This window comes from Paenibacillus mendelii (assembly GCF_024498075.1).
GTDB classification, from domain to species: Bacteria; Bacillota; Bacilli; order Paenibacillales; family Paenibacillaceae; genus Paenibacillus_Z; species Paenibacillus_Z mendelii.
Window position 1 is genome coordinate 35,946 of record NZ_JANHOF010000020.1, and the last position, 16,606, is coordinate 52,551.

General features: G+C 44.5%; 21 protein-coding genes and 1 pseudogene. 4 read left to right on the forward strand and 18 right to left on the reverse strand.

Translation table 11 applies throughout. The annotated features are described in order from the left end of the window. Positions 1-81: 81 nt before the first annotated feature. Complete coding sequence (locus NNL21_RS31645; protein ID WP_204820768.1) at positions 82-510, reverse strand: DUF4362 domain-containing protein; 429 nt, start codon at positions 508-510, stop codon at positions 82-84. An 81-nt stretch (positions 511-591) separates the two neighbouring features. Between NNL21_RS31645 and NNL21_RS31650 the strand changes: the two genes are divergently transcribed. Then, entirely contained in the window at positions 592-942 is a 351-nt protein-coding gene (locus tag NNL21_RS31650) for a VOC family protein (protein WP_204820767.1), read from the forward strand. 21 nt (positions 943-963) lie between these two features. Here the strand turns inward: NNL21_RS31650 and NNL21_RS31655 are convergent, their stop codons facing one another. The 4 genes from NNL21_RS31655 to NNL21_RS31670 all read right to left on the reverse strand — a co-directional run bounded on the left by NNL21_RS31655 (position 964) and on the right by NNL21_RS31670 (position 3,080). Further along, the gene (locus NNL21_RS31655; RefSeq protein ID WP_204820766.1) at positions 964-1,224 is read right to left on the reverse strand and encodes a Rossmann-fold NAD(P)-binding domain-containing protein; all 261 of its coding nucleotides are present in this window, start codon (positions 1,222-1,224) and stop codon (positions 964-966) included. Then, positions 1,215-1,712, reverse strand: a complete 498-nt coding sequence (locus NNL21_RS31660; RefSeq protein ID WP_204820765.1) for an SDR family NAD(P)-dependent oxidoreductase — start codon at positions 1,710-1,712, stop codon at positions 1,215-1,217. The genes NNL21_RS31655 and NNL21_RS31660 overlap by 10 nt, the downstream gene beginning before the upstream one ends. Before the next feature lie 154 nt (positions 1,713-1,866). Continuing rightward, positions 1,867-2,331 carry a VOC family protein gene (locus NNL21_RS31665; RefSeq protein ID WP_204820764.1) on the reverse strand — a complete coding sequence of 155 codons (465 nt, stop codon included), beginning with the start codon at positions 2,329-2,331 and terminating at the stop codon, positions 1,867-1,869. 74 nt (positions 2,332-2,405) lie between these two features. After that, positions 2,406-3,080 carry an RNA polymerase sigma factor gene (locus NNL21_RS31670; RefSeq protein ID WP_204820763.1) on the reverse strand — a complete coding sequence of 225 codons (675 nt, stop codon included), beginning with the start codon at positions 3,078-3,080 and terminating at the stop codon, positions 2,406-2,408. Positions 3,081-3,237: 157 nt separating this feature from the next. Here NNL21_RS31670 and NNL21_RS31675 point away from each other — a divergent pair, with 157 nt between their 5' ends. Further along, complete coding sequence (locus NNL21_RS31675; protein ID WP_204820762.1) at positions 3,238-4,182, forward strand: hypothetical protein; 945 nt, start codon at positions 3,238-3,240, stop codon at positions 4,180-4,182. A gap of 468 nt (positions 4,183-4,650) precedes the next feature. Here the strand turns inward: NNL21_RS31675 and NNL21_RS31680 are convergent, their stop codons facing one another. The 5 genes from NNL21_RS31680 to NNL21_RS31700 form a co-directional block, all read right to left on the reverse strand. After that, on the reverse strand, positions 4,651-5,898 hold the full coding sequence (locus tag NNL21_RS31680) for a hypothetical protein (RefSeq protein ID WP_204820761.1): 1,248 nt from the start codon (positions 5,896-5,898) through the stop codon (positions 4,651-4,653). A 546-nt stretch (positions 5,899-6,444) separates the two neighbouring features. Beyond that, entirely contained in the window at positions 6,445-6,630 is a 186-nt protein-coding gene (locus NNL21_RS31685) for a hypothetical protein (protein ID WP_204820760.1), read from the reverse strand. 246 nt (positions 6,631-6,876) lie between these two features. Next, positions 6,877-7,347, reverse strand: coding sequence for a hypothetical protein (locus NNL21_RS31690; RefSeq protein WP_204820759.1), 471 nt, complete (start codon positions 7,345-7,347; stop codon positions 6,877-6,879). A gap of 199 nt (positions 7,348-7,546) precedes the next feature. Next, complete coding sequence (locus tag NNL21_RS31695; RefSeq protein ID WP_373567620.1) at positions 7,547-8,449, reverse strand: putative RNA methyltransferase; 903 nt, start codon at positions 8,447-8,449, stop codon at positions 7,547-7,549. A 215-nt stretch (positions 8,450-8,664) separates the two neighbouring features. Further along, the gene (locus NNL21_RS31700) at positions 8,665-9,171 is read right to left on the reverse strand and encodes a DUF6933 domain-containing protein (RefSeq protein WP_204820758.1); all 507 of its coding nucleotides are present in this window, start codon (positions 9,169-9,171) and stop codon (positions 8,665-8,667) included. 170 nt (positions 9,172-9,341) lie between these two features. Here NNL21_RS31700 and NNL21_RS31705 point away from each other — a divergent pair, with 170 nt between their 5' ends. Beyond that, entirely contained in the window at positions 9,342-10,379 is a 1,038-nt protein-coding gene (locus tag NNL21_RS31705) for a stalk domain-containing protein (protein ID WP_256555616.1), read from the forward strand. Between the two features lie 115 nt (positions 10,380-10,494). On the opposite strand, the gene NNL21_RS31710 is transcribed toward NNL21_RS31705, so the two are convergent. From NNL21_RS31710 to NNL21_RS31730, 5 genes are all read right to left on the reverse strand, one after another. Then, positions 10,495-10,626: a hypothetical protein gene (locus NNL21_RS31710; RefSeq protein WP_256555617.1), complete on the reverse strand. Its 132-nt coding sequence runs from the start codon at positions 10,624-10,626 to the stop codon at positions 10,495-10,497. A 40-nt stretch (positions 10,627-10,666) separates the two neighbouring features. Then, positions 10,667-12,496, reverse strand: coding sequence for an ABC transporter ATP-binding protein (locus NNL21_RS31715; protein ID WP_256555618.1), 1,830 nt, complete (start codon positions 12,494-12,496; stop codon positions 10,667-10,669). Positions 12,497-12,554: 58 nt separating this feature from the next. Further along, positions 12,555-12,992 (reverse strand): MarR family winged helix-turn-helix transcriptional regulator, encoded by a 438-nt coding sequence (locus tag NNL21_RS31720; RefSeq protein ID WP_204820757.1) that lies wholly within the window; start codon positions 12,990-12,992, stop codon positions 12,555-12,557. 152 nt (positions 12,993-13,144) lie between these two features. After that, positions 13,145-13,618 (reverse strand): NUDIX hydrolase, encoded by a 474-nt coding sequence (locus NNL21_RS31725; RefSeq protein ID WP_204820756.1) that lies wholly within the window; start codon positions 13,616-13,618, stop codon positions 13,145-13,147. A 19-nt stretch (positions 13,619-13,637) separates the two neighbouring features. Continuing rightward, positions 13,638-14,495: an aminoglycoside phosphotransferase family protein gene (locus NNL21_RS31730; RefSeq protein ID WP_204820755.1), complete on the reverse strand. Its 858-nt coding sequence runs from the start codon at positions 14,493-14,495 to the stop codon at positions 13,638-13,640. 184 nt (positions 14,496-14,679) lie between these two features. Between NNL21_RS31730 and NNL21_RS31735 the strand changes: the two are divergent. After that, positions 14,680-15,253, forward strand: a pseudogene (locus tag NNL21_RS31735) (MepB family protein). 24 nt (positions 15,254-15,277) lie between these two features. Here the strand turns inward: NNL21_RS31735 and NNL21_RS31740 are convergent. The 3 genes from NNL21_RS31740 to NNL21_RS31750 all read right to left on the reverse strand — a co-directional run bounded on the left by NNL21_RS31740 (position 15,278) and on the right by NNL21_RS31750 (position 16,431). Next, positions 15,278-15,745, reverse strand: coding sequence for a DinB family protein (locus NNL21_RS31740; protein ID WP_204820754.1), 468 nt, complete (start codon positions 15,743-15,745; stop codon positions 15,278-15,280). A gap of 69 nt (positions 15,746-15,814) precedes the next feature. After that, positions 15,815-16,141 carry an antibiotic biosynthesis monooxygenase family protein gene (locus NNL21_RS31745; RefSeq protein WP_204820753.1) on the reverse strand — a complete coding sequence of 109 codons (327 nt, stop codon included), beginning with the start codon at positions 16,139-16,141 and terminating at the stop codon, positions 15,815-15,817. Next, positions 16,138-16,431, reverse strand: coding sequence for a GNAT family protein (locus tag NNL21_RS31750; RefSeq protein WP_204820752.1), 294 nt, complete (start codon positions 16,429-16,431; stop codon positions 16,138-16,140). Before NNL21_RS31750 ends, NNL21_RS31745 begins: the two co-directional genes overlap by 4 nt. Between the last annotated feature and the right edge of the window lie 175 nt (positions 16,432-16,606).

Sequence of the window (16,606 nt, forward strand, 5' to 3'; positions counted from 1 at the left end):
CTTATGTAAATATTTTCCTTGTTTGTTATACATCACGAAAAAGCGCCCCCCTATAGGTATAGGAAGCGCCTATCTATATGATTATTTAACTAGGAATTGAAAATTCTCTCCAACTTCCGTATTCTTACCGAAGCAACCTTCAAGGGTGTATTCAACTCCCGTGTCAATTTTAGTGGCAATTAGTGTTTTACATGTTGTAGATCTAACTCTATTTTTTCCATGATTATCTTTGGTGGTATCGTACGTATATTTGATTTCTTCCCCATTAAACTCTAAATCATAAAAAATTGGATCTCCTTCTTCTGTAAATTGAGTTATCCGTATGTCATCTTTCTTATTTTGAGAAATGTTTTGATAGAATTCTTGAAGTCTCTCAACATTCTTTAATTGGCCGTGTAGATTAACGATATCCCCGTTTGCAATGGCAGTGTCGTAATTATACGGTTTAGAGCTGCACGCAGATAATAAAACAATTAATATCAACGCTATTATATACATACGATTACTCAATGAGTCCCCCTCCACCCCATATTGCAATACCCTTTGGATCAATAGTATATTAGAATTATTACTGATGAATGGAGGTTCTCCATGAAAGTCAAACGAATCGTCACCAATGTTAATACCCGCGATATTGCTGCAGCGAAAAGCTTTTATCAAGACGTGCTCGGCCTCGATTTATTAATGGATCATGGTTGGATTGCAACTTACGGCTCGCATGAGGATATGAACATACAAATTAGCTTCGCCTCACAGGGAGGCTCTGACACAAGAACCCCTGATCTATCGATTGAAGTCGATGATGTCGATGCTGCGCTTGAACGCATGAAGAGTGCTGGGTTTCCGATAGAATATGGGCCGGCCGATGAGCCGTGGGGCGTTCGTCGATTCTACGTCCGCGACCCATTCGGCAAGCTCATCAACATTCTCGCCCATAGCTAATCGAATCGAAGCTAAGCTCACTTATAACTTCGAATAGTCATACAGATCCACAACAGCCCCATGTTCAAAATCCTCCTTAAATAAATAGTCTATGATTTGTTTAGCCGTCTCCTCTGGTGTGGTAAGCATCCCCTTCTCCTTGACCCAGCTAAACATCTCAGCAGAAGGGAATGCTGTCTTGTCTTGGTTCCTTGCTTCCTCCTGCAGATTAGTGTCAATCATTCCAGGCCAGATCGAAACGATTCCTACCGGTACAGGGCTATGGTTTTGTTCTAATCCCACACATTGCGTAAAGACATCCAGTCCTGCCTTTGCTGCCAGTACAGACTCATCCCGGGGTGAAGATTTTTTGCTGATGCAGAGGAGATGTTCAAGATCCTTCTCTCGACATTGCAATCACTCGTAAGACGGATAAATAAGCTGGTAAGAATGATAGGTGCGAGTAGATTTACATTCATGTTCGTGGTTATGTCCTGGATGCTAGCTGATGATAGGAAGGTCACTGGTGAAATAATAGCGGCATTATTAATCAGATAAATACCCTCAACATTCGAGCTATCGATAGATTGGGTAATGCTGCCCATTAATGATTCAATCTCATCGACATGGTTCAGATCGAATTCGAAATATGCAATATTGCCGCTTTTGCTTAGTAGTCTATGGTTTCTTTCGCGAGAAATACAGAACAAATAGTGGTCTGGAGCTATCAACAATTCGGACATTGCTTCCCCAAGACCTCTCGATGTTCCTGTTATGATAAAATATTTCATGATTGTTTCGCCTCCGATCTCATCCTTAATTGTATCCATTTCCCATATGTTCGTATATGCCTTACTGGTTTAATCCCCTCAGCCAATTAAAAAGAGAAGCTCCGCATAGGAAGCTCCTCTACTAAGATTGTTTCACTAATTCCCGTTGATTGCTCTATCTCGCATATGCGAATAGATGATTTTTCACCTTTTCTACTTCTTCGGGCGCCCGGTACATGCTGACGTTCTCGTTCACATCAAACTTGTTCCCATCGGGATCGTAGAATACGAAATTAATTCCGCAGCTACCCCGATCTTCAAGCTCTTCAATCTGCACGCCATTCCCCAGCAAATGGTCATGCAGCACTTCGATTTCCCTGACTTCAAAGGTGAGTCTAAACATCTCGTAACCAGCCTTGTTCGGAAATTGGTTATCGATTTGACCTTCTGTTTGAACCAGATGCAGCCACTGTCCTTCCGATAGCTTCATAATAGCTTGATCACTCTCTTCACTGAACGGTACCGCAAACTCCAAACCAAAGTTCCGCTGCCACCACCTTGCTGACTTCGCTGGATCTCTAACAGGCACATATACCGAGCAAATACATTTTAGACCGTTCCCCTGCAGTTTACCTGACATCCGAAGCACCCTTTCATCATGTTCTCCCTTATATAAACGAAATCACGGATCAAAACCAAACATCACCAGGAAAATTATTTTGCCAGGATACGAAATAAGTTGCCGTCGGGATCCCGGAATGTAAAGTGTAGTCCTGCATTCGAAGCCTGCAACCGAGTAAGAGATACTCCTTCACTTAGGGTACGGATAAATGCCCGATGTATATCATGAGGATTACGCCGCTTAAACGCATCAACCAATGCATCAAGATTGAGCTGATCCTCATTCTCCTTACTAAGGTATGGCCTCCTTAACTGCTGCTCCGTGACCGGGCTATTTGCTATTTGTTTAAGTCTGGCGCGCGCCCGTCCTAACGTAACCTGCACCGTCGCTTCCTTTAACCTTACGAATTCCGCCGTTTCTTTGGCCGTGAAATCGAAGACGTCCATCAATAGCAAGATCACGGTCATCTTCGGGGGCAGACGCTCTGCCAAGCATTCCAGCATCTCCCTTGTAGATAAGGCGAAATCCGGTGATGAAGGTTCATGGGTTGCCTCTATAGGTACGGTATGAAGCCGCCGCTTTCGATGTTGATCAATCCACGCATTCTTCACGATGCGGTAGACGTAAGCGTTCGTTAAAGGTTGATGTGGATTGTTGGCGGCAAGCTCTACGATCTTGATCAACACATCCTGTGTTAAATCATCCGCATCCCATGCGTCGCCAGTCAGTTGTAAACTATATCGGTATATGATTGGTTTCCAGTCCATAATTCTATAGTTCTACCGCCGCTTCCATATTCCTCTAATCCCTGCTAAAAGCGCCCTGTCCGTTGTGCTCGGGAATTTTTAACAAAAAATCTCAGTATATGATTATTCCAGGCGACTACTTATACTGAAGGTATTCCTCACTTAAGGAGCTGGTTGGATGCACCACAATTCCCTGGAGGTCAGAGAGGTTCGCCCCGACGACGATTTCGATTATCTCTTGAAGCTAATTAACGACACATTGATGCGATATGTTAAACACTCCGTAGAATTCACTGGATTAGCGATTTCCTCTTCAGAATTAGCACAGAAATATGCTGAACAAAAAGCCTTTGTCGCCCTTTGTGATGGAAAAACAGTAGCCGTTGCTGAAATCCGTCTATCTGCATTTTCTAAAAATGGTAATCTAATGTATGGTTACTCAGATGGCAACGAAGATGCATTGCATGCATTAATTGATGAGTGTGAACGTTACGTAGCAAACCAAGGTGGAAGTAAATTATTTGCATACGTTAACACAAAGTTTGGGCAAGTCAGAAATTCAGAGATAACCATGCTGGAGCGCTGCGGATTTATTCCCGACGAATATAGCTATATCACTTGTCAACTCTCTCTGACCGGTTGGACTGCTCCAGATTGTTTTGTTGCAGACGGTATAGAACCTGTAACCGCTCTGGATACAGAGCAAATCAATGCATTATTGCTTGAAGACGGAGAAGATGAAATGGCGGAATTGTTCAATAGACAATTTTCTACTGGGCAGTCGAGGAACCGGGTTATGCTGTGCATTCGAGATCAAGCGTCCGGCGAAATGGCGGGTATTGCCTACTACGAAATTTATAACTATTACCCTACCCCAGAAGAAGCCTACTTCCATGCCAGCGCATTTGGTCTGCACTTTCGCCCGAAATTTGTTGTTGATAAAACCGAGAAGAAGCGATTACTACAAGGTGCTCTTCAGTCGATGAAACAATTAGACGTACGACATGTGATAACGAAAATGACCCTAAACCATTTTGATGTGTTTGCAGCTATGGCAACGGAGGGCTTCACCAACGACACTATGGAAGAATTAAATTCCTTACGGCTAACGAAGGCTATATGAAGGAGTCGTGGAGCGTGACGAAAAAATACGTCAATGCCCGAGATGTGCTGCCCAAGGAGTTAATCGAGGAAATCCAGAAATATGTCAAAGGATAGCATCTATATATTCCCCAATCAGGCCGCCAATCGTGGGGAACATCTACAGGCATCCAAGATGAATTTCAATTACGTAATACTGAAATACGGCGCAGGCACGCTGGCGGTATCACGATCAAACAATTGGCTGTCATGTTCAACCTTAGTGAGGAGAGAATACGCGGAATCATCTATGAAAGGCATACGGATGAATGAATCCGGGAAAAGGGGAACGGGCTGCCGCGCGGCAACCTTTCCCCTTGGACTACGTAATCATGCTATATTGTTAAAATGATTTGTTGAGTAGTCACCTCTGCTATCGCCCCTATGCTTGCTCCCGTTTGGATCGCTTTGACACTCTAGCTTCATATACCACTTAACCATCTTTTTTAGTTTACGACTTTTCGTCTTTAGGCAGCACTTCCACCGCTATCTCGGCCCATTTAACAGAGCCATAAGGTGAGCTCATTCCTCCGACAAACACGGACGGACTCATAATATTCACCAAATAGGTCCCGGGCTTATCAATAATGACGGAACCGCTGAATCCATTATCCTGGTCTAGCGAAACTACCGTCCTCTCCCCGATTTTATAATAATCGTCATTCTGAAACATGGACATTTGGAAAGAAACCACATCGCTCTGAATGTACTTATCGGTAACTGTTCCGGCAATAACAATCGGTTCTCCGGATTGAATTCGAAGGTACCCTTGCGTTGGCTTAGTGAAGTGGATACTTCGCTCGTTCTCCGGGTGATTATACAAGATGGGAACCGACGATGGATCCGGGACTTGGCGATGAATGATAATACCTGCGGGTCGCGATACATTGGAGTAGATCTGAATCGGATTCACGCCCGGACGAAGATCAACCGTATATTCCATCCTACGAAACTCCTTACCGTTTACCAGGATTGGGCCGCCAATCATTTTCTCCGTGCCTGTAATCGAACTAATTCCGCCTCCTATCACGCTTGTCATGCCACCGATCCCCATGCTTTGCAGCAGATATACATGACCGTACTCTTTTTGCGCCAATGCGCTGAACGTGATGGTGTCACCTTGTGTTGTGTAGGTCGGGTGCATCACCTTGATTGCCTTATCGTTCCACACCCAGTGCATAACTCCCTTGCTGAAGCTATAATGGACTCCCATTTTGGATAGGAGTGTTATTGGGGCATACAATAGCCCGTCTTTTGCAAATGTTGTGGGAATCGTTTCATCCAGCACTCCCAGTGAGCCGTCGGGCTCTCTGTAATACATCTTCGATCGGTTTGGTATCAAATGAAAGGACGTAAAATATGCCGGGTTATCCGGGTTTAACTGCGCCCGAGCGCTTCCCGTCTTGGCATCCCACTTGACAGTCGCCAAATGAGCTGTCTCCAGCCATTTGAATGGGAAGTACAGATGACCATTCCTCTTGAGCAGTGGGGCAGCCTTCAATGACTTTGAATCCAAGGTTAGGGACGGTTTATTCAATGCTGCAGTTAATTCGTGCGGTACCAGATAGAATACGGCTGCATCCCCCTCCACAAGCGGAAGTTCAGAAATAGGACTCTTCGCATAGCTCAAATTTAATGGGAGTAGGCCCGCAACAAGAAGGGCGGTACAGAGAAGTAGCGTGATAATAATTCGTCTCATAGAAGAAGCACCACTTTCATTTTTTTCCATATAGACGAGAAATGAATGTAAAAGTTGCGGCAGACTATAAATTGGAATTAACAATGGCTTCGCCAAGCTTGGGGAATGGAGCCATAGGAAAGTAACCTGGTAGCCTGAATCCTTCAGCTCATTTAGGAATTTTTCCCTACTCGTATTGTTAATATAAATAGTCCCTATATGTCGTACTGCTAGAGGAACGAATGCGAAGGAATGAATAATTAACAAAAAACACCCTTGCGGGTGTTCGGTGACAGTTAGTTCGGACGCGCCTCCGCGCTGTAACGGTAAAAAAGGGCGTTACAGCGTTACCGCACAGAGAAACGGTTAGCCGTAAAGCCGTTTTATGGCGTTACAGAAGCAGAATGCAGATGGGAGACATGGACTTCGACACTGTAACGGTAGAAAAGGGCGTTACAGCACCTCATCACTGGGGGGTTGCGGTCTGTAACGCCCTTTTTGGGTGTTACAGCGGCGGCAGGCGGGAGAGAGAACCAACACAAGATCTATGGTCTGTTCCCGCGTCTCCTACTGTTTACTTTGGCTTTCAAAAAGCTCCTGTATTTTATCCATCAATTCCTCGTTGTGAATGTAATAATACCCCTCTACGTTACCCGGAGTAAATCTGAATTTGGCTTCCTTATTTTCAAACAAAGAAACCGCATAAAGGAAGCCCGTTCTTCCTACTTGATTGGGATCTGGAACGAATTCCATGTCGCGAACCTCATACATCCAAGCCTGCACCTGCTTCTTGACCCGTTGATCCACTTCGGATCTCGATGTAGTCCACTTTCTTTAGATCGCCAGGGTAGAGTTCATAAAGCTTCTTCGTGGTTAATTGAGGTTCTGGTACATCCGTTTTACTGCACCCGCCTAACACAAGAGCAAATACGAACAGCAATGCCATAGTTTTTATTAGTCGGCTCATCATGGAACACCTCAGCTATAAACGTTCAGTTACTACCACCATCGCATAAAACGTTTATTGATCACTGCGATATTGTTCTGCTTCGCCCATCTCGTGAGCTCATCGATCCCTGTGTGTGCTGCACCAACAAACCGGAAACATAGCTTAAAGGGGACCATTTTCTTGCCGAATGGTTTAATTCCCAGAATCGGTTTAAAATAACCCATCACCATAATCCGCTCAATTTCATTAGCTTCAATCGAACGGCCGCGTATGGATAAGGACTCCGGATGGAAGACCAGAACAGAAGGCTTAATAAATAATTTACAGATTTCAATTGCCAGGAGAATAAGGTATATAAAGATCATACCGATGTAGATATAAATAATAGTCTGCTGATCGTTCCCGTTCTGAATCAATCGGATTAAGACAATCGATTTCATGCCTGCTAAGAAGCTAAACAATATAATTGCAGGAATCCCTGAAGGAGGTTTGATTGTTAATCCTGTGCCGGGGTCTGTCATTCATTGCCTCCTTATGCGGTGCTTCTAATTGCTCATCATTTTCACCTGTATGAATATATCTCTCGAAATATACTGCCACAATTAGGTAATTAATGTTGAAGAGAAGACAAAGCCACTATAAATTAGTTTTAGATATGCTGCCATTATAAATTGACAACAATGAGCAGGCCGCCGCGGCTTGCCTACTCATTGTCCAAGCTCATTTCCTCCCGTACAGAACGGTTAAATCAATCGTTATTTCTTTCATCTTCCATTCCTGAGCTTCCCGCAAACGTTCCTCTGTCGTTCCCCAAGATAGTGGCGTCATATGGAGCAGGGATTGGAGTTGCATCTCATCCAATTGGAAACCATATTGAACCCTTTGGACATCTCTTAGCTCAAAATGATCCTGAAAATGGTCCAGCGCTGCGCTGTCGTTTACATACACCTGTTTGTTCGTTCCTTCGTATAGAACGCTTCTCAATTCCTTCAGATAACCACGTCCGGGAATCACCTTAATAACCATACCATCATCAGTAATCATTCGCTTAAATTCCGAATAGTTGGCCGGCGATAAGATATTAAGAATGGTATTGAACTGTTCATTATCGAACGGGCTATTAGCCAGATCGGCAACACACCAAATCGCATTCGGATATTCCATTGCAGCATGTCTAATACCCGTTTTGGAAATATCCATACCGACCGCCAATAGTGGCACACTCGTGTGAGGCTCAATTCCTTGCTGAATGTTGTGCAGATGCGAGCCTTCACCACATCCTGCATCCAATATCTTGATCGGCTCTCTTTTAGTTACGCGTTCATCTATAATTTTGTTGCAGATCATCGCATACATTGGCTCGAAAAAACCACTTTGATAAATCACTCTTCTCGATTCGAACATACGCTTATCGTACTTCGTTTTCGAGGCAACGGACAATACATTCACGTATCCCTGCTTGGATAGATCAAAACAATGATTTTGGTTACATCGCAAACTTTTATATTGAACCAGTCTCATCTGGCTGAAGCATATTGGACATCTGAAAATCCCCTCAAATTCGGAGATCAGACCCGCTCTTATCATCCTCTTACTCGGTTTGGACACAACAAAGCACCCCATTCATTCGTAATCGGTGAATGAAAAAAGATACAGACAAATAAACCTAACCATTTTCTAATAAAATGGCCCAGGTCAAAATGTTCTGCACCTCACATTACCGTAAACGAATGTAATGGATCATAGAAACATCTCTCCTACAAATGAAATCTGGTTATTATACCACCACTTATTATAACATATTGCCGATAACGGCTCAGTCCGACGTGATAATCCATTTAAGCCTGGCTCCCAAATCTCTCATCAAGTTCCTTCCTAAATACATCAATTGGCTCATTATAGTCTATGGGCTTATAGATAAATCTGTTGTTCCACTTATGCCTTGTATCCTGGTCTTTAAGATCCTCATGATCCCTTTCAAGGCTTTTCATAATCAGCATAATTTCATTGAGTGTTGATCTCACACTTCTACTATCTGTTTTGGTCAAGACAAATTCCTTGCAGTTGTCCAGGTAAGCATTCATTAACACATTCGAAATTTTTTCGACAGCAAAATAATGACGTAAATGGGTGAGAAAAATTTCCTGCACTTTAGTTGAATTACTTCTGATCCCCTTAACCGTTAAAGACAGCCTTGATAAGTCATTCATGAAGACATAATGCTTTTTGCCGTATAGAGTAAAAATATTTACATGCCAACTGAAGAATGGGTCTGTTGATTCAACGGGATGGGGCTTTACATTCAGGTCCTTCAATGTATCTTTTGTTGCTTTTAAAAATAGCATTTCCTTACTCCTCTCATTTCCTCTATTCCGTGTCGCTATTAGTCCTCAGCGATAGCTTGTCCACGAAAGAATAGCACACGAATGGTCTGCCCACAAATTGGAAAGTAACAAACATCCCTCAACTGCGTCTATATAATGGCAAAGAAAACCTAGTAAGGGATTGAATACACATGAAGATTAGATCAAGCTTGGTTACAGGCACCGCGCTTACGCTGCTGACGACAATGATGCTCCATACAGCGCCGGTACACGCCGCGGCGAATCCGTCGCCTTCTATACTTCTGGATGGACAACCTCTGTCCTTTCAGACTTCTCCCGTTGTAGAAAACGGCTACAGTTTCGTTCCAATGCGGCCCATTTTTGAGGCAGAGGGGGCAAAGGTTTCTTGGAACGCGAGCACGCAAACGATTACGGCCAAGAAAGAAGGTACCGTCCTTACATACCGAATTGGTGAAAAGGCGGCTTATAAAAACCAGAAGCGGCTGGACATGCCCGTCCCCGCCAAGGTAATCGACTGGTCTACCCTAGTTCCGCTGCGTTTTATTAGCGAAGCGTTGGGCAATCTCGTCAAATGGCATGGTTACTCCGGCTCGATTACGATTTCTTCCGCCCAGAGCTATGAAACTACGATCGAATACGGTGTTAACCTGCGCGATGCTCCGAAATCAGATGCGAATTCCCGCGTCCTCCGAATGCTGCCGAAGGATGAGAGAATCCACGTAATCCGAGAGGTAGACGAGAACTGGCTGGAGGTGCAGGCCAAAGACGATACAATCGGTTTTATCTCAGCTAAGCCGCTCTATACCGATTACACGAGCTCTGTATTGGCCGAGAAGCAAGCGGACGAGTTGATCGCTTTCGGGTCCAAATTCATAGGAACCCCTTACGAATTCGGTGCCAAATCCGGTCAAACCAACACGTTCGATTGTTCTTCTTTCGTCCAGCATGTGTTTAGCGAAGTGATGTCTATCGATCTGCCTCGCGTCTCCTATGACCAAGCCCTGAAAGGGAAGGAAGTCGGACTCGATGAACTCCGCAAAGGCGACCTGCTATTCTTCAGCGCTCGCGGGCTCGATATCGGGCATGTGGGCATCTACGCAGGAGACGGCCGCATCCTACATACGTTTTCTAAAGATCGCGGCGTTCATATCGCAGACTTCGATGATAAATGGAAGAAGCGTTTCGTCACAGCTAAGAGAGTATTCTAAGTTATCTTTTTTATATCGTACCATTCCCATTAATGATGGATGCAAAAGGGATCCGCTACAGCGGATCCCTTTTGCTATTGGATACTGCTAACGTTGACTTCATCGGTGAGGAATTCTACACCTTACCATGAAACGAATAACCCACCTTAGACTCCTCGGAGCTATCGAAGCTAATGCCCATCTTTACCGGATAGTTGGCGAGGATGTCACTTGCGGTATGTATATCGACTACATCCACTCTTCTCATGAAAACCGCTCCTTCAATCCGCTAATTAGAATCATACTGTCTACGTAAATACTTTCCGCTCGAACTGTTTATCGTACAGCTCCTTGTACAAGCCTTGTTGATCCAAAAGATGTTCATGAGTGCCTTCTTCGATAATGGCTCCATCCTGCAAAACAAGTATTTTGTCCGCCGCCATAATCGTTGAGAGACGGTGGGCAATCACAATACTGGTCTTGTTGTGCAGGAGTTGATGCATAGCCTTCTGGATATAGTATTCCGACACCGTATCGAGCGATGAAGTGGCTTCATCCATAATTATGATTGTCGGATTCTTCAGGAGCACTCTGGCAATCGAAATTCGCTGTTTCTCACCGCCTGACAGCTTAATACCGCGATTGCCGACCACGGTGTCATAACCATCCGGGAACTTCACAATATCATCATGGATATACGCGGCTTGGCAAGCATCGATGATCTCTTGGTCCGATGCATCGCTCTTCGCGTACAATAAATTTTCTTTAATGGTTCCGTTAAATAGGTAGCTGTCCTGCGTCACAAGGCCAATATGAGACCGCAGCGACTCCAAAGTAAAATCGCGAATATCGGTTCCGCCAATTCGGATGCTGCCCGAATTCAAATCGTACAGCCTCGGAATCAAGTTCGTTATCGTCGTTTTTCCTGCTCCGCTTGGTCCGACAAGGGCGGTCATGGTCCCGGAAGCGGCGGTAAAGGAGACCTCCCGCAAGGCCGGTGTATCCTCTTGATAAGAAAAACACACATCCCGAAATTCGATATCCGGCTTGGTTGTATCAATGGAAAGGGTACTGCCTGCATCGGTAATGCGGGGTTTCATATCAAAATACTCAAAAATCCGTTCGAAGAGGGCTACGGATCTTTTTATATTGACATACAGATTGGTCATCTGACCGACAGGGCTATAGAATCGGTTAAGCAGCGCCACGAAGCCGATAATTCCCCCTACCGTGATTTCGCCCTGAATAAACAAGTAACCCCCGAACAAATAGATCAACATCGGACCAATGCTCGTGAAGGTCGTGAGCAGCATCATAAACCAACGGCCAGCCATGGATTCCCGGATTTGAAGCCGGGTCGACTCCGCATTGACGGTCTGAAAGCTGCTGTACTCTTTCGTATCTCTAGTAAACAGCTTCATTAACAGGTAGCCGCTAACACTCAACGTTTCCTGAATGATATGATTTTGCTCGGACATTTTCTCCTGCGTCTGCTTGGCTAGCTTCCAGCGTATATTCCCCATTTTCCTTGTAGGTACAATAAACAACGGCACGACAACCATCCCTAGAATGGCAAGCTTCCAGTTTAAAATAATCAACGTGACGGACGTAGTCACAAGCACGAACAGATTGCTGACAAAATTGACGACATTGGTGTTGAAGACCCCTTGGATTCCCGAAATGTCACTCGTCATTCTGGTAATGACTTCGCCTTGCTTCACGTTAGAGAAGAATTGCAGCGGCATTTTCTGCAGATGAAGATACATTTGATTCTTCATGTCATAGACGATATTTTGGGAAATGAATGAATTCAAATAATTCTGCAGTACGCCCAGTAAGCCTGATGTTACGGTCGTACCTAATGAAGCGAGGACGAGAATAACCAACAGCTGCATATCCTTGTTTGGAAGCGCGCGGTCCACAATGTGCTGAATAAAGAGCGGCGGCAAAAGTCCCAAGACCGAGGTAAGGAGTAGAATGAACATCACCAGAACGGTTTGTTTCCAATAGGGCAAAAAGTATTTCCCGATGCGGATCAGCATCTTCTTGGACATATTCGGTTTCGGCGATCCGTCATCGAACAACATTCTTCCATAACCGTTACCCGACATCCCGGATGGGCCCATCATTCTTGCCATGTGGAATCACCCCCCTTTCAAAAGTCGAAACTAAACCGCCCGCGAATAGGCAGTCCGATCATTCCGATAGTTGGTTTAGCAAATGCTCGTGCATCCGAAGGAGCGAAGCAATCTCTTCCTGTGAGAATTGCTGCAGGGATACGCCAAGCGCTTTATACGAAACAGCCTCCTCGTTATATTGCAGACATAGATCATTGCCTGCCTGCGTTATAAATAGTTTGGTTTCTCTGCGGTCCGTCTCGGAGACTTCCCTGCTGACAAGCCCTTTCTCGACAAGGGATTCAATATGTGTGCTTACCCTGCTCTTCGCGAATACCAGACGTTCCGTAACTTCCTTCTGCGTCAAGCCTGGATCTGTGCGAACGGCATTGAGAATACCTATTTGATGTACCGTAAGCCCTAAGCTGGCGGCGCTTTGGTGATTGAGTTTAATAAGCCGGCGGGCAATCGAGAAGAAGGAATTGTACACTTCAATTGTTTGCTGCGTATTCACCATTGTGGCGTCCCACCTTCTATAGTTATATTTCATAACCGTTCACTTTGTGAACTAATTATAAATCGGATTCCAGAAAAAGTAAATCTTAACTAACGCAAACAAAGGCTGCACATGACAGCCCTTCGGATATTAACTATCAGGTTGGAAAACGTTCATTCATTGTATAACCTTGATAATAAGTTATAGGCCGGGTTTACCTCCCATGTTTCATAGGGAATAAAGCATGTTGATTTCATCGCATCGAGCGTACGGGATCTTTGTTGTGGACGTGTTATGTACTGATCGATATTAGATTCATTGATGTTGATATATTTAGCTTCTATAATTTCTTCCGGTTGAATCGTTATATCTCCACTAACATACTCCGCTCTAAATACAACCGCCAGTACATGCTTCGTCGCATTATAGTACACACCTGTTATGCCGATGGGGCGAATTACAATCCCCGTCTCCTCTAGAAATTCCCTGCAGACCGCCTCATCCAACGGCTCCCCGACCTCAACGTTTCCTCCCGGCATCTCCCATGTATCCGAACGCCAGTGTGTCCTGAGCAGCAAGGCCTCATCTCTTTCGTTCATAACTAATGCGGTAACCGATACGATATGCTTTGGAGGTTCATTATCCATTCGCCATCCCCCTTATTTTCTAGACCAGAACAAAATTATTATTCAGATACTTGTTCTTCATAATGAAATCATTCAACCGTTCGATCGCATTCTCATTTTTGGGAAGATCGGCAATTCTATGGAGTAATAACAATCTCAGGCATGCAATCGCTTCAAACCTTCGTACCTCTTCGATCTGGAAGTCACTCTTTGATAGATAGGCATGCAGGAGTATGGAAGCTAGTTCTTCACCATTGTTGATGCGGATCAAGAAGCTCATCCAAGCTAAGTCATACCTAGCATCTCCCAATTGCACATTGGTCCAGTCGATAATGATGTACTTCCCTTGAGTGACTAGGATATTGCCCAAGTTTAAATCACCATGAATGACCTTGTCTTGTTGCAAATCGGCGTCGTTAACCAATTGTAAGAGTTCCGTTTGGATATCTGGATGCTCCTCGAGTCTCGGAAAGAAATAGGGTATAAAATCATACTTTCTTTGTAATACAGGATCCAGTTCATACAAGGTTACTTGATGGAGCTGCAATAATAAATCTGCGAAATCCTTAGCGTGCTGGTCGGTTACGTTAGTAAGCGGACTGCCGTCATAACTGGTGACCAATGCTTTATGATTGGCAGGCATGTATCCCCACCCATACGCACTTGAGACGGAAACGCCTTTGTCCCGAAGTGCCGCAAGCATGTGATATTGATAATGAACATCTGGATTCGAATCTTTGCTCCATATTTTAAGTACCGCGCTATCTGTATTGGAGCTAAGCTTCCACACATCCGCCTCTAGTCCAGCGGGTAAGTTACTTATGGTTAATTCTTGTTCCAATAATTTATCGATAAAGCTGGTTTTCTCTATCCACACCATCTCGCTAAGACTCTCCATGCCGTGCATTCCCCCTTAGTCTTCTTCTACGTGCATTGTATTTGCCCCCTTATTGGTTAGGCACAGCTAAAGTCGGCACGGATTGGTATAGCTGATCTGAACTTGTGAACGAGCTGTGATTCCATTATGATAATGAACATTATGAATAGCTGCTATGCGGGAATAAATAAGGGGATTGAAACGAATGGATGAGAATAAACGAGCGTTTACAGAGGCAAGTCCTAGCGATCCCAATGATTGGGCAATCTCTGATGCCATACATCGTGACCTGCTGGACACGAAGGAGCTTGTCTATAGCCCTTGCAGATTTGATTGCTCCAAACCCATCCCAGAAGCACAAAATGCTGAATATGGGGCGTATGTGTTTAACCTGAATGGACTGTCCATCAGATTTCGTGCCGCAAAAATCACACCCACGAAGGTTGGGCAATTCGTGACGATATGGGAGAGAAGTGGGGATGGACCGATCCAACCCTATGACGTCCGATCCGGTCGATTTCTATGTGATTAGTACGCGCAGTGATAGTATATTGGGTCAGTTTGTATTTCCAAAAGCGGTTCTATGTGATCGGGATATACTCTCCAATAACGGTCAAGGCGGGAAAAGAGCGATACGTCTATACCCGCCTTGGGATCATCCAACGAGCCGCCAGGCGCAGAAAACTCAGAAATGGCAGCTGGACTATTTCCTTGAGATATCGATGAATACCCCATTGGATGTTGTTCGATCCAGGTTGCTTTATGATCCAACCCGTTAGCAGAAAACCACCTATACAGCGCTCCTATCGGCCGGCGAACCGTTTCAATAGTTTGATCGAATTAAAGTGCATGCCCTCGTGATAGAGTGTGAAGTTTATGAATTCACCTATCGTACTCAGAGTTAAACCACTGCCGGTTGTATAGGGTTCCACTTGTTCGCCTAAGCGATTGTGTAACGATTCCTGGATACGTGTTGGTTGCGCTGCCAGCATCTTAAGTAACCGCTCAAGTGTGGGAGGCTCCTCGTTCCAGTCGGCTGGTTTCGTACCTCTTCCAAACAATCGATCGAAGTTCTCTGGTAATTGCATCGGTTCTCCGGCAAAATGAAAGGCAAACTTCTCTTGAACCAAATAGATATGCCCCAAATTCCATCTCACATTGTTATTAAATCCTTCTGGAATGCAATCTAGCGATTCTTCCGATATTCCCGTAACAGCTTGGGTAGTAACACTACGTACAAATTCAATTTGTTTGAACACGATTTGCTCCATAAGATCCCTCATTCTTTTTATATTTTGTTAGCCGCGCGGCAGCGTATTGTTTATTTTACACACCATATCCTAGACTTGTTCAAATCCATAATCCCGTTCGACCTTACAAATTCTTGTTTTATACGTGAGATACCAATCCGATCGGCCTTGACGTTGGGCAACCAAATGTCGCTCGTTCTGTTTCCATTGCCGGATCGAATCAAGAGACTCCCAATACGATACCGTAATGCCTACCCCTTCTCTGGCACTCTCAACACCTAGAAATCCAGGCTGAACGGATGCAAGCTTAACCATTTCATCTGCCATCTCGGCATATCCGTTATCCCCATCTGTTCGTTCAGATGTAAAAATGACTGCATAATACGGTGGCTGCGGCGTTCTAGCAATTTCACTCATGACCCTGCCTCCCCGGCCCCTGCAAGCTTAAATGAAGTATCGGAAATGGCCTTCTCGAACTGTCTTTCTATTTTTGTGCCGTCCAGCCCAATAAACCCTGTCCGTTCATTATTTTCATTCCATTCCACCCAAATCTCAACTTCTGTTAATGCTCCGCTTTGAATCATGTGATGATAAAATTGAATATCCTTGTCCGTCAAAAATGTGTGGGTGCGACATACGGCTTGATACCAAATATCCACTAATGCATCATGATCATTTTCTTGATAAGGGACAATTTGTTTGCGCATGACTCGTTCTCCAATCCTTTGGCATTCGCCATTATTGTACCATATTTCCTCTTCTAGATTTCTGCCCGTAAGTTGACTGTAAACAGAACTTCTCCAAAGTGGTTTGGGTTATTTTATTTGCGAGAGCATCCATTCGTCGCAAATATCACTTACAAATTTTCAATTGACAACCTGT